The sequence below is a fragment of the Secundilactobacillus malefermentans DSM 5705 = KCTC 3548 genome, assembly GCF_001436395.1.
GTDB classification, from domain to species: Bacteria; Bacillota; Bacilli; order Lactobacillales; family Lactobacillaceae; genus Secundilactobacillus; species Secundilactobacillus malefermentans.
This window is the reverse complement of sequence record NZ_AZGJ01000002.1, coordinates 59,769-80,275: the sequence shown is the minus strand read 5'-3', so window position 1 is coordinate 80,275 and position 20,507 is coordinate 59,769. Positions and strand designations below refer to the sequence as shown.

General features: G+C 39.5%; 19 protein-coding genes. 18 read left to right on the top strand and 1 reads right to left on the bottom strand.

All coding sequences use genetic code 11. The features are described 5' to 3' along the window. Positions 1 to 45: 45 nt before the first annotated feature. The 12 genes from FD44_RS00965 (at position 46) to FD44_RS00910 (ending at position 12,925) form a co-directional block, all read left to right on the top strand. A complete protein-coding gene (locus FD44_RS00965; RefSeq protein ID WP_010620096.1) occupies positions 46 to 1,506 on the top strand; it encodes an amidase in 1,461 nt (486 codons plus the stop codon). A 152-nt stretch (positions 1,507 to 1,658) separates the two neighbouring features. Continuing rightward, positions 1,659 to 2,567, top strand: a complete 909-nt coding sequence (gene murQ / locus FD44_RS00960) for an N-acetylmuramic acid 6-phosphate etherase (protein ID WP_010620095.1) — start codon at positions 1,659 to 1,661, stop codon at positions 2,565 to 2,567. Positions 2,568 to 2,657: 90 nt separating this feature from the next. Further along, positions 2,658 to 3,650, top strand: a complete 993-nt coding sequence (locus FD44_RS00955) for an aldo/keto reductase (RefSeq protein WP_010620094.1) — start codon at positions 2,658 to 2,660, stop codon at positions 3,648 to 3,650. A gap of 88 nt (positions 3,651 to 3,738) precedes the next feature. Beyond that, positions 3,739 to 4,746, top strand: coding sequence for a ribose utilization transcriptional repressor RbsR (gene rbsR / locus FD44_RS00950; RefSeq protein ID WP_010620093.1), 1,008 nt, complete (start codon positions 3,739 to 3,741; stop codon positions 4,744 to 4,746). A gap of 365 nt (positions 4,747 to 5,111) precedes the next feature. Beyond that, a complete protein-coding gene (gene arcA, locus FD44_RS00945; protein ID WP_010620092.1) occupies positions 5,112 to 6,347 on the top strand; it encodes an arginine deiminase in 1,236 nt (411 codons plus the stop codon). A gap of 33 nt (positions 6,348 to 6,380) precedes the next feature. Next, positions 6,381 to 7,409: an ornithine carbamoyltransferase gene (gene argF, locus FD44_RS00940; RefSeq protein ID WP_010620091.1), complete on the top strand. Its 1,029-nt coding sequence runs from the start codon at positions 6,381 to 6,383 to the stop codon at positions 7,407 to 7,409. Positions 7,410 to 7,479: 70 nt separating this feature from the next. Continuing rightward, positions 7,480 to 8,424 (top strand): carbamate kinase, encoded by a 945-nt coding sequence (gene arcC, locus FD44_RS00935; protein WP_010620090.1) that lies wholly within the window; start codon positions 7,480 to 7,482, stop codon positions 8,422 to 8,424. 61 nt (positions 8,425 to 8,485) lie between these two features. Continuing rightward, positions 8,486 to 9,175, top strand: a complete 690-nt coding sequence (locus FD44_RS00930; protein WP_010620089.1) for a Crp/Fnr family transcriptional regulator — start codon at positions 8,486 to 8,488, stop codon at positions 9,173 to 9,175. A gap of 30 nt (positions 9,176 to 9,205) precedes the next feature. Further along, entirely contained in the window at positions 9,206 to 10,678 is a 1,473-nt protein-coding gene (gene arcD / locus FD44_RS00925) for an arginine-ornithine antiporter (RefSeq protein ID WP_010620088.1), read from the top strand. 37 nt (positions 10,679 to 10,715) lie between these two features. After that, positions 10,716 to 11,186: an arginine repressor gene (locus FD44_RS00920; protein ID WP_010620087.1), complete on the top strand. Its 471-nt coding sequence runs from the start codon at positions 10,716 to 10,718 to the stop codon at positions 11,184 to 11,186. Between the two features lie 88 nt (positions 11,187 to 11,274). Further along, positions 11,275 to 12,378, top strand: a complete 1,104-nt coding sequence (locus FD44_RS00915) for a DmpA family aminopeptidase (RefSeq protein ID WP_029327566.1) — start codon at positions 11,275 to 11,277, stop codon at positions 12,376 to 12,378. Between the two features lies 1 nt (position 12,379). Further along, positions 12,380 to 12,925, top strand: a complete 546-nt coding sequence (locus FD44_RS00910; protein ID WP_010620085.1) for a C39 family peptidase — start codon at positions 12,380 to 12,382, stop codon at positions 12,923 to 12,925. Between the two features lie 26 nt (positions 12,926 to 12,951). On the opposite strand, the gene FD44_RS00905 is transcribed toward FD44_RS00910, so the two are convergent. Beyond that, positions 12,952 to 13,398, bottom strand: a complete 447-nt coding sequence (locus FD44_RS00905) for an Lrp/AsnC family transcriptional regulator (protein WP_010620084.1) — start codon at positions 13,396 to 13,398, stop codon at positions 12,952 to 12,954. A 240-nt stretch (positions 13,399 to 13,638) separates the two neighbouring features. Here FD44_RS00905 and FD44_RS00900 point away from each other — a divergent pair, with 240 nt between their 5' ends. The 6 genes from FD44_RS00900 to FD44_RS00875 all read left to right on the top strand — a co-directional run bounded on the left by FD44_RS00900 (position 13,639) and on the right by FD44_RS00875 (position 20,373). After that, positions 13,639 to 15,264, top strand: coding sequence for a peptide ABC transporter substrate-binding protein (locus FD44_RS00900; protein WP_010620083.1), 1,626 nt, complete (start codon positions 13,639 to 13,641; stop codon positions 15,262 to 15,264). Positions 15,265 to 15,275: 11 nt separating this feature from the next. Continuing rightward, entirely contained in the window at positions 15,276 to 16,349 is a 1,074-nt protein-coding gene (locus FD44_RS00895; protein ID WP_010620082.1) for a dipeptide epimerase, read from the top strand. Positions 16,350 to 16,466: 117 nt separating this feature from the next. Beyond that, positions 16,467 to 17,360 carry a C40 family peptidase gene (locus FD44_RS00890; protein WP_010620081.1) on the top strand — a complete coding sequence of 298 codons (894 nt, stop codon included), beginning with the start codon at positions 16,467 to 16,469 and terminating at the stop codon, positions 17,358 to 17,360. After that, positions 17,357 to 18,112 carry a serine hydrolase gene (locus FD44_RS00885; protein ID WP_010620080.1) on the top strand — a complete coding sequence of 252 codons (756 nt, stop codon included), beginning with the start codon at positions 17,357 to 17,359 and terminating at the stop codon, positions 18,110 to 18,112. Before FD44_RS00890 ends, FD44_RS00885 begins: the two co-directional genes overlap by 4 nt. A 115-nt stretch (positions 18,113 to 18,227) precedes the next feature. Continuing rightward, positions 18,228 to 19,226, top strand: a complete 999-nt coding sequence (locus FD44_RS00880) for a DUF1002 domain-containing protein (RefSeq protein WP_010620079.1) — start codon at positions 18,228 to 18,230, stop codon at positions 19,224 to 19,226. Positions 19,227 to 19,419: 193 nt separating this feature from the next. Beyond that, positions 19,420 to 20,373: a C40 family peptidase gene (locus FD44_RS00875; RefSeq protein ID WP_010620078.1), complete on the top strand. Its 954-nt coding sequence runs from the start codon at positions 19,420 to 19,422 to the stop codon at positions 20,371 to 20,373. The last annotated feature ends 134 nt before the right edge of the window (positions 20,374 to 20,507 follow it).

Sequence of the window (20,507 nt, the reverse complement as noted above, 5' to 3'; positions counted from 1 at the left end):
TCGTGATAAACTCAGTTTAAGCAACTTGGTATGGAGATGATATTTATGGATTTTAGAACAGGTTTAGAAATGGCAAAGTTGGTCAGAAATGGTAATGTTTCAAGTCGCGAGCTAATATTGGACGCTTATCAACGGATAGCTGCGCAAAATAAGAACTTAAATGCGGTCGTGACCCTGAGAAAGGAAAAGGCCATTTTTGAAAGTGACCATTTGACGGATACTGGCCAGCCGTTTTATGGCGTTCCTTTATTAATTAAGGGACTAGGTCAGTCCCTTGCGGGGGAACCAAGTACAGCTGGTTCAGTTTTATTGAAGGATCAGATTGCTGCTCAAACAAATTTTTTCGTGCAAGCCTTACAACGTGCTGGATTTATCATTATCGGTCAAACGAATGTGCCTGAATTTGGATTTAAAAATATTACTGATTCGGAGCTTTACGGAAATGCGCATAATCCATGGAATTTGGATTATCAACCTGGAGGGTCGAGTGGCGGAGCAGCAGCCAGTGTTGCGGCCGGGTTTGTACCAATTGCCGCCGGAAGTGATGGTGGTGGATCAATTAGAATTCCGGCCTCTTTTTCCGGGTTAATTGGCTTAAAACCAACTCGGGGTAGGGTTCCGGTTGGGCCGGCAGATTGGCGTTCATGGCAGGGGGCTGCCATTGATTTTGGCCTGACGAGAGATATGGATGATACGGCAGCACTGTTAGACAGCTTACAGACTCTCCAGTCAGCAGCAGTTTTTCAAGTTCCGCCATATCAGCCAGGATTTTTGCAGACTATCGATGAGCCTTTACCAAAGTTAAAGATCGCGATTAGTGTTGAGTCACCAGTTGGAACTCCCGTATCCGAAGAAGCAAAAAAAGCCGTTCATGAAGTTGCAGACGTTCTAGAAAAACTCGGTCATGAAGTCGTTAATGCGACACCAACTTTAAATGGAATAGAACTTATGGAGACTTATTACGCAATGAATGCTGGTGAGACAAACGCCATGTTTGATGATTTAAAAGTCGCATTTGGACGAGAAATTCAGCAGTCTGAGGTGGAGCCGTTAACATGGGCACTGGGGGAAACTGGAAAACACATTACCGCTGCTCAATACAGTGAAGCTTTGGGAAAGTGGGATCATGCAGGTTACGTCATGGATCAGTTTTTGAACGATTATGATTTCCTGCTGACGCCAACAACTGCTTGGCCTGCACCTAAAGTTGGTGATCCTTTAATTAGTCCTGAAAATCAGCAAAAGTTGACGCAAATTTCTCAATTTAGTCCAAAAGCACAACAACAACTCATCTATGATCAATGGTTACCAGCTTTGACTCGGTCACCATTTACACAGCAGGCAAATCTAACGGGGCAACCAGCAATTAGCTTACCAACCCATGTTACTGACGAAGGCTTACCCTTAGGAGTTCAATTTCTAGCAAAGAAAGGGAATGAAAGTGGCCTCCTAAAAATTGGGAAATTGCTTGAAAACGAGGGTATCTTTAAGCTTAAATCGATGTAAGAAGCATTCATATTATCAAGAAATGTTTTCAATTTTGATATTTTGAAATTATCTTGCAAATCCGAATATGAAATTTAAAAAACTATGAAAGCGCTAACATATATGTGATACAATGAGACTGATATGTATTAGGTAATATTGGAGGCGGAAGTATGAATTTCGAAGATTTACTGACAGAACAGCGCAACCGTCATTCAACCCACATCGATGAGGTAGGGACCCTTGAGATGACTGACATTATGAATCGCGAAGATCAGCGGGTTGGGCGTGCAGTCCAAAAGCAACTTCCAAACGTCGCAAAGGCAATTGACCTAGCAGTGGAAAAATTCAATTCTGGTGGTCGTCTTATCTATATTGGTGCTGGTACATCAGGACGGTTGGGCGTCATTGATGCAACTGAGCTTAAGCCAACGTATGGCCTAGCCGATGAAGAAGCGTTTGGAATAGTAGCTGGTGGGCTAAGTGCCATGTCTAAGACAATCGATGGTGCTGAAGATTCAAGCAAACAGGGTAGCGAAGATCTCAAAGCAGTTAATCTTACCGAAAAAGATATCGTCATTGGGATTACAGCAAGTGGGAATACGCCTTATACAAATGGCGCACTTGCGTATGCAGCAGAGGTAGGCTCGTTAAGAATTGGGATTACTTGTGTGGCAGATAGCCCGCTTGAGCAAGTTTCTTCCGTCGTTATTTGTCCAATTGTGGGACCAGAAGTAATTACTGGTGCCACTTTGATGAAAGCCGGGACGGCACAAAAAATGATTTTAAATATGCTTTCAACTGGAATTATGATCAAATCAGGGAAGGTTTACCAAAATTTGATGATTAATGTAGTTCCTACGAACGCTAAGACAATGCAACGAGCAAAGAGAATTATTGCAGCAGCAACTGAAACTTCCACTTTAGCAGCCGAAAGAGCGTTATCAAGAACTCATAACAATGTTCCATTAGCCATTGTGCTGATTGAAACTAAGGGAACGATTGAAGAAGCTAAACGTTTATTAGATGCTGCTGATGGACATATCAGTCGAGCGGTTAACTTAAGCGATAATGTAAAATAGTTTCCTGAATATAAAGTGAAACAGCTTGACGGGAGTGTGCTCTATCTTTTACAATTTACTTATGTTCTTATCTATTAAGGAGTGAGTGATTTGTACAAAGCTGATGAAAATCGTTACGATGGGCGTATGCCAATTAGGCGCGCTGGAAATAGTGGATTACAGCTACCAGCTATTTCATTTGGTATGTGGCATAACTTTGGCGATGATGCCAATTTTAAAGCTAGTGAAGAAGTTATGCTTAAAGCTTTTGATAGCGGAATTTTCAGTTTTGATTTAGCCTATAATTACGGCCCTGAATCCGGTGCTGCAGAGCGGATGTTTGGCGAAGTCTACAAGAAAGATTTAAAGCCGTATCGTGATGAATTAGTCATTACAACAAAAGCTGGGTTTCATATGTGGCCTGGTCCTTACGGTGAAATGAGTTCCCGTAAGACGTTAATTACTGCGCTTGATAATAGCCTAGAACGAATGGGACTGGATTATGTTGATATCTACTATAGTCATCGTCCAGACCCTAACACAAGCAGCGAGGAGACAGCTGCTGCGTTGGATCAAGTTGTTAGAGATGGTAAGGCGCTATACGTTGGAATTTCAAATTATAGTCGTGAGCAAACTCAAGAGATGGTTAAATGGTTCAAGGAATTCCATACACCGTTTGTTGTAAACCAAGTTTCTTACAACATGTTAAATCGAAATGTTGAAGAGGACGGTTTATTGGATGAACTTGACGCCGATAACGTTGGTTTAGTTTCATATGGTCCGTTAGCTGAAGGCTTATTAACCGATAAATACTTGAATGGCATTTCAGACGATTTCAAGATTCATTGGAGTAGTACACAGGTTCTTGCAGACGGTAATGCTAAAATTGTAGGCAAACTAAATGAGTTAAACGAACTTGCCAAAAACCGGAACCAAACGCTTGCTCAAATGAGTATTGCATGGTTGCTAAAGCGTAAAACGGTTGCAAGTATCGTAACGGGTGCTTCAAAACCAAAACATCTTTTAAGTAATTTAGAGGCAATGAAAAATCTCGAATTTACGAATGATGAATTAGTTGAGATTGAAAGAATTTTAAAAGCATAGTTGAAAAGGTCGAGACGAAAAACGTTCCGACCTTTTTATAAAATGAATTAAGTTTGTTTTGTAAATAAACAACTAAGGGGTACTTGAAATGACTCGAAAAGTATCAATAAAAGATCTTGCAGAGGCGTCTGGGGTTTCAGTGACGACCGTTTCCCAAATTTTGAATGGTAAAGGGGATCGTTTTAGCGATGAAACAAAGCGACGCGTGACGGCCCTGCAGAAAAGTTTGGGATATGTGCCTGACTTTAATGCCAGAAACCTAATAATGAAGTCAGCAAGAACGGTTGGCGTGCTCGTACCGGACATTGCGAACCCATTTTTCAGTATTTTCATAAAAGGTATTCAAGAAGTAGCCCGTAAAAATGATTTTGTGCCCATCATATTTGATGCAAATGAGAGTCAACAACTTCAAAGCTACCTTGAGGAGCTTATTCAAAGAGCAGCGGACGGATTCATAATTGCTAGTGCAACGATTGATCGAGACGCGGTGGACACGATTCTGAAGCGGAATGAAATTCCGTATTTGCTATTTGATCAAAACGCTGTCAGCGAAGGGGACCGGGTCTGGATAGATGATGAAGAGGGCGGAAGGCTAGCCGCTGAGTACTTAATAGAAAACAATCATAAAAAAATTGTGATTGTTGCGCCTGAAAACCCCACTGAAAACATCATCCGACGTATTTCTGGATTTAAAGAGGTATTTGCAAAGGCTGGAAACCCAATAAAAGATGATGACATCGTAAATTCGGAAGTTACGAAAAACGGTGGGTATCATGCGGTTTCACAGATTATTGAAAAAGATCCCACAGCTGTATTTACAATTAGTGATGAAATCGCAATTGGTATTTATCGGGGTCTGAAAGAGAATGGCTATCAGATACCGAATGATATTTCGGTAATGGGGTATGATGATATCGATATAGCGGAATACGTGACCCCTGAATTATCGACAATCCACCAACCCGCATTTGAAATGGGGCAGGTTGCCACGGAGCTATTGGTTAATCGATTGAAAAATAGAAAGCTTCAACCACAGTATAAGAAGCTGTCATTAAAGTTAATGAAACGGCGTAGCGTTAAAAGGTTAGAAGACTAAAATGAAGGACGGGCATACACTGCCGGTCCTTTTTATATTCAATGCTGAATATCCATTTATTCATGAATTATTTGAATATTATGTGAATAATCTATGAATAAATGGTCAAAAGATGCTATTTAACGCTAATATTAGAAAATAATAATATTTAATCAAAAACTAATTTTCTAATTATATACATTAACGTGTGTATAATAATCGAAATATTAATGAATATGCTGGATTGTGAAAGATTTTATAAGTGACTATTCATAGCAAAATTAAAATGAGATATGCATCACATTTAGAATGCAATCAATTTATAGAAAGCGGTTACATTTCAGGATAAGATAGGTCTTGTAAATAAGAACTAGGAGGAATGCTCAATGACAAGTCCAATCCATGTAAATTCAGAAATTGGTAAATTAAAGACGGTAATGCTAAAACGCCCCGATGTGGAAGTTGAAAACTTTACCCCAGATATGATGGAACGTTTATTATTCGATGATATTCCATACTTACCAATCGCTCAAAAGGAACATGATAATTTTGCAGATACTCTTCGTCAAAATGGAACCGAAGTCCTTTATCTAGAACAACTATCTGCAGAAGCAATTGATGCAGGTGGTGACGAACTCAAAAATAGTTTCTTAGAACAAATGCTGACTGAGAGCGGCTATGCTATGGGTGCTACTCACGATGCACTAAAAGAATATTTACTAAGCTTAAGCACTCAGGACATGGTTAATAAAATCATGGGTGGTGTCAGAAAAGATGAATTAGATTTTGTCCCTTCAGACTTAGTAAGTGCAGCTGAAGAAAATGACTATCCATTCTTAATGGATCCAATGCCTAACTTATACTTTACTCGTGACCCAGCAGCTTCAATTGGTGATGGTTTAAGTATAAACCACATGACATTTGCTGCCCGTCAACGTGAATCACTATTTATGGAAACAATCATCAAGTATCACCCACGTTTTGCTAACAAAGGCTTAAACGTATGGCGTGACCGTAACCATGATACTCGAATTGAAGGCGGAGACGAATTAGTTTTAAGTGACCATGTCTTAGCAATCGGAGTATCACAACGGACATCTGCAAATGCTATCGAAGATATTGCTAGAAACCTATTTAGGGATAGCAAATTCGATAAAGTTATTGCAATCAAGATTCCACATAACCACGCAATGATGCATTTGGATACTGTGTTCACAATGATTAATACGGATCAATTTACAGTTCACCCAGGTATCTTAGGCGAGGGTGGCCACATTGATACTTGGACTATTACACCAGGTAAAGGTGATGGCGAGTTGAAACTTGATCACAGAACTGATTTGAAGCAAGTCTTAAAGGACGCTCTTGGATTAGATGACTTAGACCTAATTCCAACTGGAAATGGAGATCCAATCATTTCTGGACGTGAACAATGGAACGATGGTTCAAATACGTTGGCTATTGCACCTGGCGTTGTTGTAACATATAACCGTAACTACGTTTCTAATGAATTGCTTAGAAAACATGGATTAAAAGTTATCGATGTTCTCTCAAGTGAATTATCAAGAGGTCGAGGCGGTCCACGTTGCATGAGCATGCCATTGGTTCGTGAAGATTTATAATAAATTAAACTAATTAGAATGGGGTTAACTGCTATGACGGATTTTAAACAAAATGTATTTCAAGGACGTAGTGTTCTTGCTGAGAAAGACTTTACTGCTGAGGAGCTGGAATATTTAATTGATTTCGGCCTGCATTTGAAGGATTTAAAGAAGAACAACATTCCTCATAAATATTTGGAAGGTAAGAATATTGCCTTACTATTTGAAAAATCATCAACTAGAACTCGTGCTGCATTTGTTACAGCATCACATGATTTGGGTGCACACCCAGACTTCCTTGGACCAAGTGATATTCACTTGGGTAAGAAGGAAACAACCTCAGATACAGGTAAAGTTCTAGGCAGTATGTTTGATGGAATCGAATTCCGTGGATTCAAACAAAGCGATGCCGAAATCTTAGCTCGTGACAGTGGTGTTCCAGTTTGGAACGGTTTAACTGACGAATGGCATCCAACTCAAATGTTAGCTGACTTCATGACGGTTAAGGAAAACTTCGGCCACTTAAAGGGCTTAACACTTACTTTCATGGGTGATGGTCGTAATAACGTTGCTAATTCATTATTAGTAACCGGTGCAATCTTGGGTGTTAACATTCACATCGTTTCACCAAAGCACTTGTTCCCACATGATGACATTCAAAAATATGCTAACGACTTTGCTAAAAAGTCAGGTGCAAAATTATTGATTACCGATGACATTGCTGAAGGTATGAAGGGTTCAAATATTGTTTATACCGACGTTTGGGTATCAATGGGAGAAGATAACTGGTCAGAAAGAATTAAGGAATTAAAGCCATATCAAGTTAATATGGCAGCCATGAAAGCAACTGGCACTCCTGATGATCAACTAATCTTCATGCACTGTCTTCCAGCCTTCCACAACGCTGATACTAAAGTTGGGGAAGATACTAAAGAGAAGTATGGTCTTTCAGAAATGGAAGTTACGGATGAAGTGTTCAACAGTAAGTATGCTCGTCAGTTTGAAGAAGCTGAAAATAGAATGCACTCCATCAAAGCAATGATGGCTGCAACTCTAGGGAACCTATTTATCCCACGAGTTTAATCAGATTTTATTTCGAGCATGTAGTCGTGTACTATATGCTCGTTTTTATTAAAATAAAGGTGGTATTCATATGTCAGGAAGAAAAGTAGTCGTTGCCTTAGGTGGTAACGCCATTCTATCAACGGATGCATCAGCAGCAGCACAACAACAAGCACTTCGAGATACAGCAAAGTATTTGGTTAAGTTCATTCAACAAGGGGACAAGCTAATTGTTTCTCATGGAAATGGCCCTCAAGTCGGAAACTTATTACTTCAACAAGCAGCAGGTAGTACTCAGACCAACCCCGCAATGCCATTGGATACAGCGGTATCAATGACTCAGGGAAGTATCGGATATTGGATGCAAAATGCGCTTGATGAAGTCCTAGCGGAAGAAAATATGGATGTTGATGTTGCAACCCTAGTGACACAAGTTGAGGTTGACGCAAATGATGACGCCTTTACGAATCCAACAAAGCCAATCGGTCCTTTCTATTCCAAAGAAGAATCTGAGCAAAAGAAAGCCGAAAATCCAGACCAAGTTTTCGTTGAAGACGCAGGTAGAGGTTATCGTCGAGTTGTTCCATCTCCAAGACCAATTGGTGTGAAAGAATATAAGGTTGTTGACGCATTAGTTGATGCTGGTGTAGTACCAATCTCCGTTGGTGGTGGTGGTGTTCCAGTAGTCAAAGAAGCTAATCGATTAGTTGGGCGAGAAGCCGTTATTGATAAAGATTTTGCTTCTGAGAAACTTGCAGAACTAGTTCATGCCGATTTACTCATTATTTTGACAGCGGTTGATAATATCTACGTCAACTTCAACAAGCCAGATCAAAAGAAATTGGAAAACGTGACGGTTGATGAACTAGCTCAGTATATTAAGGAAGACCAATTTGCAAAGGGCAGCATGTTGCCAAAAGTACAAGCAGCCATGGACTTTGTGAAGAATAGTAATGGTGGAAAAGCCGTTGTCACTTCGCTTGAAAATGTTGGACAGTTCCTAGAAAACGGATCAGGCACAATCATCACTCGTTAATTAGACCTTATGCAGCTATTTGAGTTATACTTTTCTTGGAGCTTTAGAGAGGAGTTAACTCATGATAAGCAAGGCTGAATACCCACGCTACAAAGAATGGTTGAAAAAAACGATGGAGTTTGAAGATTTTTCTGAAGAGCAGTTCGACTATTTGACTGAACAAATGCAGGCTAAAAATTTTTCTAAAGGACAGATTTTATTTGATCAGGGTGATTCGAGAGAACGCTTTTACTACGTTGTTTCCGGACTTGTCCGTACAGAACGGTTAGATGAAACAGGAGATTTCGGCTTCCTTAGTTATATTAAGGAGAAAAAGGGGTTTCCATATCGTGGTTTGTTTAGCGACGACGAGTACGCGTACTCTGCCGAGGCGTTGACAAATATTGAAATCGTTTCCTTTCCAATGGACAAATTTGAACAAGCTTTGAAGCAGAATCAGGTCGCGACCATTCGGGTTATTCAAGTAATGGGGCAGATTATTAACAACAACGAGGATCAATTGCAGCGAATGCTTGTTTCAAGTGCAACTAAACGGGTCGAACAGGCCTTAGAAATTTTTAGTGAAAAACTTGGACAAAAGCAGGGGGATGGGGAAGTTTATGTTCCTTATCCAATCACGCTAATTGAACTTGCACGGGTTAGTGGAACGACACGAGAAACCGCGAGTCGGACCGTTCGCAAATTGGTATCAGATGGTGTCATTAGTTATCAGCATAAGAATTTTACATTTTCCAGGGAGAGTTTTGTTTAATTACACTAAACAAAAGGAAGTGTGTTAATCATGGAAGAATCAGGTAAAGGAAAACTAAGTTTACTTGAGTTAGTTGCGTTAGTTGTCGGCTCAATTATTGGTGGTGGAGTCTTTAACTTAATGCATGATATGGCAGCCGGTGCAGGTGCCGGAGCAATTATTATTGGATGGGTTATTACTGGTATCGGAATGTTAATGCTCGCAAAAACATTTCAAAACTTAACAATGAAACGACCGGATCTTGATGCTGGTGTTTATAGCTATGCTGAAGCTGGATTTGGTAAGTATATGGGATTCAACTCGGCTTGGGGATACTGGCTATCCGCATGGTTAGGTAACGTTGGATATGCAACGTTGCTGATGAGTGCGGTTGCTTACTTCTTCCCAGTTTTCAAGGATGGTCAAAATATTTGGTCCATTCTAGCTGCCTCAGTTATCCTGTGGGGATGTCATTTCATGATTCTACGTGGAATTGAGTCCGCATCATTCGTTAATACGATTATTACGATTGCTAAATTAATTCCTATTTTCATTTTCTTAGTAACAATGGTAATTGCGTTTAGATTAGGTGTTTTCACCCATGGATTCTGGTATACACCTAGTGGGAGTTTCCAATTTGGTAACGTCATGGGCCAAGTAAGAAATACCATGCTTGTTACCGTCTGGGTCTTCATTGGTATTGAAGGTGCAGTTGTATTTTCAGGTCGAGCACGTCGTCGTAAAGATGTTGGTCGTGCGACTGTTCTTGGAATTATTACCGTTATCTTGATTTACGCTTTAATTACCTTGCTCTCATTTGGTGTTATGAGACGAGCTGGTTTAGCAAACTTAAGTCAACCCGCAATGGCTGCACTTCTACAAAGTGTTGTCGGTAAGTGGGGCGCAATGTTGGTTAATGCTGGCCTGATCATTTCAGTTGTTGGTGCTTGGCTTTCATGGACAATGTTTGCTGGTCAATTACCTTATGAAGCTGCCAAAGAGGGATCATTCCCTAAGATTTTTGCGAAGGAAAACAAAAATGGTGCGCCAATCAATTCATTACTATTTACTAACGTTTGTGTTGAAATCTTTATGTTTTCATATTTGATTACCGCACAGGCGTACAATTTCTTCTATTCAATTGCTAGTGCTGCAATTTTGATTCCATATGCATTTTCTGCATTTTACCAATTAAAATTCTCACTACAAGAGGATAAAAGCGTTGCGGGTAGAACTGGAAATATTGTTGTTGGATGGATTTCAAGCATTTACGCTGTTTGGCTACTCTACGCATCAAACCTTGGCTTTATCCTATTGATGACGTTATTATTCGCTGCTGGTATACCAGTATTCTGGTTACTCCAAAAGCGTGATAATCATGCTGATAAAGTATTTGGCAAGGTCGAAATGACAGTAGCCTGGATTGTTGGAATCTTAGCAATTTTAACCATCTTTGAACTATTCCATTTGGGATTAAATGGCGTTACTAGCCTAACCTGGAGTCAATTTAACTTGTTATTCTAGCATTAATTAATAAGGTGTCGGTCTGTGAGGAATTCTTATGAAGAAAGCGATTAGACAAGCGAAGATTGAGCAATTAATCAATAAATTTGAAATTTCTACTCAAGATGAACTAATGGAGAAGCTCAACTCAATTCAAATTGTAGCCACGCAGGCAACAATATCTAGGGATATTCGTGAAATGCAAATTGTGAAGCAACAAGGTGCTACAGGTAAAGTGAGATACGTTATTTATAAAAGCGGTAATGAAACGGAAAAACAACATCTGTTTCGAGCCATTCACGATACCGTTATCAAAGTGGAACAAGTTCAGTTTTTAAATATCGTCCACACGTTACCAAGTTACGCTAATTTACTTGCTGCAATTATTGATGATCTCAGTATTGAGGACATTTCTGGAACTTTGGCTGGGCACGATACAATTGTGTTAGTAAGCAAGGATGCAATCACTGCGAAATCAATTAATAAATTGATTGTTGATAACGCAGATTCAAATTTATTAGATATGTAAAAAGTCAGGCAAATTTGCCTGACTTTTTTATATGCTGATTGACCAAATAGCCGTTCAATGATATTTTAAAAAAGAATGGAGTGGTGATATGGGACTTACTGTAAATCTAAAAAATGATGTATCAACTCGAAAAAGGGGTACAAGAAATTTAATGACTGATGTACCGGGAGTTAAGGTTGCAAATGTGACAATCGACGAGAATGATGTACATACCGGAGTAACAGCTATTTTACCGCAATCAGGGAATCTATTTTTGGAGAAGGTTCCAGCAGCTTCAAATGTGATTAATGGTTTTGGTAAGAGTGTAGGCCTGATTCAAATTAATGAATTAGGGACGATTGAGACACCGATTTTATTGACGAATACGTTTGGAGTAGGAACTGCCTTAAATGCACTGACAAAATATATGATGAAACAGAATTCGGATATTGGGGACACAACCAGCACTGTTAATCCCATAGTAATGGAATGTAATGATGGGGATGTCTCTAATATTAGGAAAATGGCGGTCACTGAAGATAATGTCCTACAGGCAATCAAGCGTGCTGGGGCACAATTTGAAGAAGGCGCAGTTGGATCAGGTCGCGGAATGATGTGCTATGACCTAAAAGGCGGTATCGGTTCCTCCTCACGAGTTATTGAGGTAGATGATGCGACGTACACCGTTGGTACGTTAGTGATGTCCAATTTTGGCTTTCTGGGAGACTTAGTGATTGATGGTGAACCAATTGGTGAGGAAATAGCTAAATTCTTTAAGGCAAGTCAAAAGAAGGAGGAACATGGGTCAATTATCACGGTCATTGCAACGGATGCACCGCTGAACTCACGGCAGCTCAAACGCCTCGCTAATCGGGCAACAGTTGGCATTACACGTACTGGTTCCTTCATTGGTCATGGTAGTGGCGAAATTGTGATTGCCTTTTCCACTGCCAATCGGGTCAGCCAGTATCCAAAACAGCAGATTACGACTGTTCAAAGTTTTAACGATGAGAAAATTGATGCGTTCTTTCGAGCGGTTGCGGCAAGTGTTGATGAGTCTGTTCGTAGCTCACTTGTTCATGCTGAATCTGTTGTTGATCGCAAGGGAAAGCTACGACTTAGTCTACCCGATGCGTTGAAAAAAATGACGGGTGATTCCCAAGTTAATCAAGCCATGGTAACTAAAGTCAAACTGGCCTTAGGAGTTGAATAACTTGAAAGAAATTCTATTAAATGTTCCAAACATTGATCAGATGGCATATGATGCGGAAAATGGCTGCGAGGCTGCAAGCCTACTCGAAGTACTTCACTACAAGCACCGCTTGATTAATATTGATTATTTAACGTTTCTAAAAGGAATGCCAATTGCTGCGGATGGAAATCCCTATCATGGATTCGGGGGTTCTCCATTTGAGACGCAACCAAATAAATTTGAAGCTATTTTTCCGGTTCCGTTAGGTCGCTGGGCACGTCAATACGGCCGCGTTGAAAATTTATCAGGTGCGGCTGTTGGTTGGCTTTATCGTGAACTTGAAAAAGGAAACCCAGTTATCACATTTGTTACAGTTCATTTTGAACAACCAGAGTGGAAATCCTATTCATTTGGTATAGCACCAACAAACAATCATGCAGTTGTATTAGATGGCGTTCGAAATGATGTCGTTCATTTAAGTGATCCAATTGATGGTCAATATTGGCTGGAAAAATCTAAATTTGAAACAATTTATGAAACCAGAAGAATGGCCATTGTGGTCAAATAAAGAGATGCCCGAGGGCGTCTCTTTATTTATATATTTTCTGATGAAATTTTTGGTCCACGGTTATCAACACTCGTAGAAAAGACGATTTGGGTACTCGTTTTACCAAATTTTGAAACCTCATTCACAAAGCTATCTAAGGCGCCGGTGTTGCTAAAGGCTACTTGAAGAAGTTGCGAATAGTCTCCTGTCACACAATCACATTGAAGAACGTGGGCTGAATGACTAACAAATTGATAAAAATCAGGCTCTAGATTTGGATCAAGCTGCAATCTGATGAAGGCTTTAACGTGATAATCAAGTTTTGGCAAGTCGACAATTGCTTGATATTTTTTTATAATTCCGTTCTTTTCCAGTCGATTGATTCTAATTGCAATGGCAGGAGAAGTGATGAAACATTTTGCCTCGAGCTCTTTTAAAGAGCATCTCGCATTTTTTTGTAATTCATTCATAATTATTACATCTGTTTTGTCCATTATTACTGCACTCCTAATTTGGTTTATTAAAATAATATCACATGATTGCGTCATATAGGGGGCGTTTGATTAATTAAATTAAGTAAATCCAACAATTTACTAATGATAATTTAGTCAAAGCTATGTTTATTTAAATATTAAATGTAAATGAGTGAATCAATATATTTTCATTAAATTGTGTGGTAAATTAGGGTTATTGGTTCAGAAGTGTTTAGTGGCAAAATTTAAGGAGTGAAGGGTATGCATTTAGCAAAGAAGGTAACAATGGGGATTAGTTTGACAGCTTTGTCGTTAATTCTCGTAGCGTGTGGAAAGTCATCAAGTAACTCGAGTGAACAGGAGTTTTCAACTTCGACAAGCGATCAATTGACGAGTGTTGATTTATCAAAATCAACTGCAGTTGCCACGTTTAATACGTTGAATAACGTGGATGAGGGGCTAGTTCGACTAGGTAAAGATAGTAAAGTTGAACCAGGTATTGCTAAATCAAACTCTGTTTCTGCAGATGGACTAACGTATACATTTAATCTTCGTAAAAATGCAAAGTGGAGTAATGGAGATCCAGTGACAGCCCAAGATTTCGTCTATTCGTGGCGTAGAACCGTTAATCCTAAGACCGCTTCACAATATACGTACCTCTTCTCAGGAATTAAAAATGCTGATAGCATCGTTAACAAGAAAAAGGCCGTCAATACTTTAGGAATTAAAGCAGACGGCAAATACAAATTGACGGTAACTTTGGAAAAGGAAATTCCATACTTCAAGTTATTGATGGGATTCCCAGTATTCTTCCCTCAGAACGAAAAAGTTGTTAATAAATATGGGAGTGGCTATGGCAATAAGAGTACAAGCCAAGTCTACAATGGCCCCTATACTTTAACTAAGTGGAATGGTTCTAGTATGAGCTATACACTAAAGAAAAATAAAAACTATTGGGATAAAGCAAACGTTAAGATGAACAAGATTAAAGTGAGCGTTATCAAGGAAAATTCAACTGGTTTGAATCTTTACAACCAAAAGAAACTTGATATGGACCAATTATCAACAACTCAAGCTAAGCAAATGAAGAGTGATGCGAATGTTGTTAATCGTCAACAGTCGTCTTCCTACTACATTGCGTTCAATCAAAAGAACAAAATGTTCAAGAATAAGAAGTTACGTCAAGCAATGTCAATGATTATCAACCGAAATCAACTTGTAAACAAAGTTGTTGGTGGTGGGGCGGTTAATTCACTTAGCTTCGTCTCAAAGGGATTAGCAAAATCGCCAACAGATGGCAAAGACTTTACAGATGATACAACTGTCCCAAGTTCAATGAAGTATAATCCAACTGAAGCAAAGAAGCTTTGGAAGGAAGGGTTAAAGGAATCTGGCCAAACAAGCCTAAGCTTTACCCTCTTGAATTCCGATGGTTACGATATGCAACAACTGAGTCAATATGTTCAAAGTGATTTACAAAAGTTACCTGGACTAAAAGTTGAATTAAGCAACATTCCAGGCAGAACATTACTTTCACGTCAGGCAGATCATGATTTTGAAGCGTCAATTTGTAACTGGTTCGCTGATTTCTCAGATCCTATCACCTTCTTGAATATTCTAACTTCAAGGAATGGTAGTAATAATTCTCAATGGTCAAATTCAGAATATGACAAGTTAATCAAGGCTTCAAATGGAAAAGATTCTGGCAATGCGGATGCTCGTTGGAATGACATGGTTAAAGCTCAGAATATTTTACTAAAGGATCAAGGAATCACACCACTTTATCAATCTGGTGAAGCATGGTTGGTTCGTCCTTATGTTAAGGGCATCATCTACAATACTGCTGGTGCAAACTACGATTACAAGTATGCTTATATCAAGAAATAGAGGGCAGTCAATTGAATCCAATAATTGAGAAAGTAATTTCTAGGGATGTTGCTGTTCCACTCAAAGAGCCATTTAAAACAGCATTGCGCACAGTGACAACTGCGGAAACGGTGCTTGTTGAGATTCATTTAAATGACGGCACGGTGGGATATGGTGAGGCGGCACCAACACCCGTTATAACTGGAGACAGTAAGGCAAGTATTCATTATATTGTGGATGACTTGATTGGACCAAAGTTGATCGGGTTAAGTTTGACGAATAGTGAAGAAATTAAACGCTTAATTGAGATGTCCGCTGTTCATAATTCGAGCCCGAAAGCAGCTTTGAATATTGCAATTAACGATTTGTTGGCCAAGCAGTACCAGGTTCCGCTATATCAGCTGCTGGGAGGATATCGGCATGAAATAATTTCGGATTATACCGTGAGTGTGGGCACAACATCGGAAATGATCGACCATGCCAAGAGCTTAGTTGCAAAAGGGTTTCATTGCTTAAAAGCCAAAGTAGGTAGCGATACCGAACAGCATGATTTAGAAAAAGTTCGTGAGCTTAGAAAAGCAATTGGACCAGATATTAAAATCCGGCTTGATGCGAATCAAGGCTGGCATTCAAAACAGGCGGTTTCTGTTATTCGCTCAATGGAAGCAGAACACTTGGATATTGAGTTAATTGAACAGCCAGTGCCTGCAACTGACTTTGAGGGAATGGCCTATGTGACGCAGAACGTTTTGACCCCAATTTTGGCAGATGAAAGCATCTTTTCAGTAACGGATGCAGCTCGCTTAATTAATATGGGTGGGTGTGATTTAATCAACCTAAAGCTCATGAAAGCGGGCGGAATTGATAATGCGCTGAAAATTAATGCACTTGCTGAAGCAGCGGGAATTGAGTGTATGGTTGGCAGCATGATTGAGTCCTCAGTTTCAGTGACCGCGGCTGCTCATCTTGCGGCTGCTAAAGAAAATATTAAGTATGTTGATTTAGATGCATCAATGATGTTTTCGAAAAATCCAATTGCCGGTGGTATTGAAGTATCAGGCGAAAATATTACATTACCTGATAAGATTGGCTTGGGTTTGGGTTAGGCATATTAATGAGAGGACACCAAACGTGAAAAACGCTTGGTGTCCTTTTGATGGTCTTACCTTTTGAAAAGCGGTTGAATGTTGTATATTGATAGAAAAGGAAGCGGGGAAATTCTCATGGAAATTAAACGAGTGATTGTACCGGTTGCAACTATTTGGACAAGCAAAGATGCCCCACGTAAAGAAGATCAGCTGGCATTGACTGGAGATGTCAAAAAATGGGTAAGTGAAATGTCATTAGAAAGTTCAATTGACCTTGCTGACGGCAATCGGCTGGCAACCCAAGCACTGTTTAATGATCAGGTGCTAGTAGACTATACTGAGGGTGGCTGGGCAAAAGTTTCCGTTTTAGGGCAACCTGATGATAAAAGCTTAGATGGCTATAGTGGCTGGGTTCCGACTAAATTATTGGGTCCTGAAGCGCTAACATCTGTTAATAAGACAACGGCAGAAGTAAAAGTAGCTGTGAAAAGTACCACTCTATTCGACGCTCAGAAACAACCTTTAATGGATATTAGTATGGGAACAACTTTTAAACAGATTGCTGAGGAAGATAATTTGCTTAAAGTTCAAACCCCGTTTGGAAGTGGATTTATTCAAGCGGATTCAATTAAATTGCCCGTCGTTGGCGGAAATGTGGGCGAAACTATTGTTAAAATGGCTGAGCAATATATGGGCCTACGATATCTGTGGGCAGGAATAAGCTCGTATGGATTTGATTGTTCCGGTTTGACCTATAATTTACACCGAGTTTTAGAAATTCAAATTCCTAGGGACGCAGATGATCAAAGCCAAAATGGCATGCCCGTTTCTCCCGAAGAACTTTTACCCGGCGACCTGTTGTTTTTTGCCTATGACCACGGAACAGGCTATGTCCACCATGTTGGAATTTATATGGGAAATGGCCAAATGATTCAGTCACGAACGATTGGAAAGAACATTGATATTGGAACGCTTACTGAAATGCGTTATGCTCCTGAACTTGAAGGCGCTAGGAGATACTGGCGATGAACATGACTGAACTTGTTGATGAACTACATGACGAATTGGATGGCTTTGCAAATTGTGCTGTCATTGTCAAAATTGACGACAGAATTGTATTTGAAAAGAATTTAAATGTTAGTTTTCCGGCGGCCTCATTGATTAAATTGCCAATTTTGGCGTGTGCCATGGAAAATCTGAATTTTGAAGACCTAATTTCACTTAAGAAGTCAAATATTGTCGGAGGTGCCGGCGTTTTACAGATTTTACAGTCGGGTGAGTTTACAGTTTCTCAGATACTTGGGTTAATGATTTCTGTGTCGGATAATACGGCGGCTAATTTGATTATCAACGAACTTGGTATGAAAAAAGTTAATTCATGGCTACAAGGGAATGGTTTTCCTGAAACTCATTTAAATAGGTACCTAATGGATGTATCGGCATTGGAAAAAGGGATTGATAACAGGACAACTGCAAGTGAAGCCTTAAGACTATTAGAATTAATCTCAAAAAAGGCGGATAAGCAGACGAAAGACTGGTTCTTGAATCAGCAAGCACGCTATAAATTACCTGGCGCCTTTGATGAATTAGGGTGGCCAATTCAGGTATTCAATAAAACTGGTGAAGGAAATGGCGTTGATCATGATGTTGCACGATTTATCACGACTAATCACATTACTGATGTTGCGGTGCTGAGCACAAGTCAGAGTGATAGAACTAAGACGCTACAAATGATGCAGCAAGTGGGATTATCCATTGCTAATTATGAATTGGATATGTGAAATGATTACGGAATGCTAAAGGGCTTTCAGATTCATTAAAATTAGTTTGAAATACACATTAAAACTAATTGGATAGGGTACAATTACTTTATCAAAGTGAAATGAGGAATAGTTTATGAAACTGCGAAAGATATTAGTTAACCTATTTGTCGGGTTAGTCTTTGTTGGTACATTGGGGATAACAAGTCAGCTAGCTTCTGCTGATACGACGGACTCGTCAAGTTCATCAGCAGTACAAACAAAAGCACTTTCAAAGCCGTACGTTGTCTATGGGGCCGGTCTAGCAAGTGAAGATAAGGATGATATTGCAACTGCCCTAGGAGTGAAGTCAAATTATGAATCATTGACTGCGACGGGAAATGATTATGCTACTTATCTAAATTCTGCTGGTACAACCGATGCAAGCATGATTAGCTCGGTTTCGTTAGCACCTGCCGATCCTGGAAGTGGCGTTAAAGTTAATATTGAAAAATTTAATGGCCAAAATAATATTTCACAGGTTACTTCTCAACAGTATGCCATGGTTGCAACTATGGCAGGAGTAAAGGACGTTATTATCACGGTGACGGCCGATAAGTCAGTCTCTGGTGAATCAGCCTTAACGGGTGTCTACAAGGCCTTAGCTGCAGATGGCTTATCGTTGAATGCTGAAAACACACAGGCTGCCAATGATGTGCTTGATGCGACACAACCAGCCATTAATTCAAATAGTGACGATACTAGTTATCCAGGGAAATTAATGTCTGCTGTGGGTGATGTTTCCGCGAAACTTGCAAAACAACGCCAATCGGATAATAATTTAGCAACGAAAGCAGATATTAAGCAAATGTTAGAAGAAGCATTAGCAGATCATGATATTACGAGTAAGACGCCTAGTTCTTCAATTAATAATATCGTCATAGCGCTAAGCAATGTTCAAAAAGCACCCGTTTCAACAACTAAAACGTATATTAACAACGTCACGAATGTTGCCAATGATTTAAAATCCTCTATTGGAGATAAAATGGCATCGTTGAAAGACTTCGCAAATAGTGCGGATGCAAAAAAAGCTCAGAATTTTTTACAGAGTTTGTGGCAAAAAATCACTGATTTCTTTAATAGTTTATTTAATTAACAGAAGGGTTATCAACTTTGCGTTGGTAACCCTTTTTGCATACCCCAAGTTAAATACTTGGTACATACCTTTATTATTTCTTAACCTTTATTGAAACAAATTGAACAAGATGTGTTAATATGTGGTTATGTGGAAGCAGTTACATTGTCAGCTTTCGTATTAAAGACCATCTTCTCTGAGGGAGTGAAATTTAATGGGACATAGTCATAACACGGTAAAGGTATTGGCTGGTGTTGCGAGTGCCGCTGGATTTCTTTTGGTAACAAGCCAGTCGGCAAGCGCAAAAACGGTTACAGTAAAATCAAACGATACGGTTTGGAGCATTGCTAAAAAGTACAACGTTTCTGTCAAAAGTATTGAGTCAGCTAACTCAATCAAAAAGAATGCAAGTCAAAATGATGTCATTTTTGTTGGTCAGAAATTGACGATTAAACAGCAAACTAGCAAAACTGTCAAAGCGACCACTCAAGTTAAAACATCGACAAAGACAACAACGGTTACTGAAACAAGTAATAAGGTTTCGTCTGCTACGAATACATATAAAGTTAAATCAGGCGATACACTTTCAAAGATTGCTTCAAAATACGACACAACCGTTGCAAAGCTGCAAAAGCTTAATAAAATTTCTGGTAGTACCATTTATGCTGGTCAAAAGCTAACCGTCAGCGGAACAGTTGCTAAGCAAGATAATCATGTGGATACCGATGATTCAACGAGTTCTTCAACGAATACGGCTACGGCAAGCTCAAGCAAGGATACAACAGTCACGACTACGAATGATGCGTCAACAACCTCAGTAGCTGCATTAGCAGTTAAATTGGCTGGAGAGAACATCCCATATGTTTGGGGTGGCGCTTCATTAAAGGGAATGGACTGTTCTGGATTAGTTATGTATGTTTATAAGAATGCTGCTGGCGTTTCTTTGCCACATAATACAGTTCAACAAGAATCACATGTTACAACGCACAGCGTAGCCAAAGCGGTTCCTGGCGATATTTTATTCTGGGGCAGTAAGGGCTCAACTTATCATGATGCAATTTACATTGGTAACGGACAATATGTTGCTGCACCGACCCCAGGGCAAAACGTGGAAATCGAAACAATTAGTAAGTACTTTATGCCTAGTTTTGCTGGGACAGTTAATTAAAAGGAAAAATACCTCATTTTTGAGATTTTTTTTTTGCAAAAAATATTTCTGAAAAGTGTTAACAAAATACGAATGAAGTGTTATATTTCTCTTGTTAAGCAATTCGCTTATTATCTATATACTAATTTTGAAAA

Bases quoted from the DNA above. Each gene is read 5' to 3' on its own strand.
- FD44_RS00965 (WP_010620096.1), top strand. From the start codon at position 46: ATGGATTTTAGAACAGGTTTAGAAATGGCAAAGTTGGTCAGAAATGGT.
- murQ (WP_010620095.1), top strand. From the start codon at position 1,659: ATGAATTTCGAAGATTTACTGACAGAACAGCGCAACCGTCATTCAACC.
- rbsR (WP_010620093.1), top strand. From the start codon at position 3,739: ATGACTCGAAAAGTATCAATAAAAGATCTTGCAGAGGCGTCTGGGGTT.
- arcA (WP_010620092.1), top strand. From the start codon at position 5,112: ATGACAAGTCCAATCCATGTAAATTCAGAAATTGGTAAATTAAAGACG.
- argF (WP_010620091.1), top strand. From the start codon at position 6,381: ATGACGGATTTTAAACAAAATGTATTTCAAGGACGTAGTGTTCTTGCT.
- arcC (WP_010620090.1), top strand. From the start codon at position 7,480: ATGTCAGGAAGAAAAGTAGTCGTTGCCTTAGGTGGTAACGCCATTCTA.
- FD44_RS00930 (WP_010620089.1), top strand. From the start codon at position 8,486: ATGATAAGCAAGGCTGAATACCCACGCTACAAAGAATGGTTGAAAAAA.
- arcD (WP_010620088.1), top strand. From the start codon at position 9,206: ATGGAAGAATCAGGTAAAGGAAAACTAAGTTTACTTGAGTTAGTTGCG.
- FD44_RS00920 (WP_010620087.1), top strand. From the start codon at position 10,716: ATGAAGAAAGCGATTAGACAAGCGAAGATTGAGCAATTAATCAATAAA.
- FD44_RS00915 (WP_029327566.1), top strand. From the start codon at position 11,275: ATGGGACTTACTGTAAATCTAAAAAATGATGTATCAACTCGAAAAAGG.
- FD44_RS00905 (WP_010620084.1), bottom strand. From the start codon at position 13,398: ATGGACAAAACAGATGTAATAATTATGAATGAATTACAAAAAAATGCG.
- FD44_RS00900 (WP_010620083.1), top strand. From the start codon at position 13,639: ATGCATTTAGCAAAGAAGGTAACAATGGGGATTAGTTTGACAGCTTTG.
- FD44_RS00890 (WP_010620081.1), top strand. From the start codon at position 16,467: ATGGAAATTAAACGAGTGATTGTACCGGTTGCAACTATTTGGACAAGC.
- FD44_RS00885 (WP_010620080.1), top strand. From the start codon at position 17,357: ATGAACATGACTGAACTTGTTGATGAACTACATGACGAATTGGATGGC.
- FD44_RS00880 (WP_010620079.1), top strand. From the start codon at position 18,228: ATGAAACTGCGAAAGATATTAGTTAACCTATTTGTCGGGTTAGTCTTT.
- FD44_RS00875 (WP_010620078.1), top strand. From the start codon at position 19,420: ATGGGACATAGTCATAACACGGTAAAGGTATTGGCTGGTGTTGCGAGT.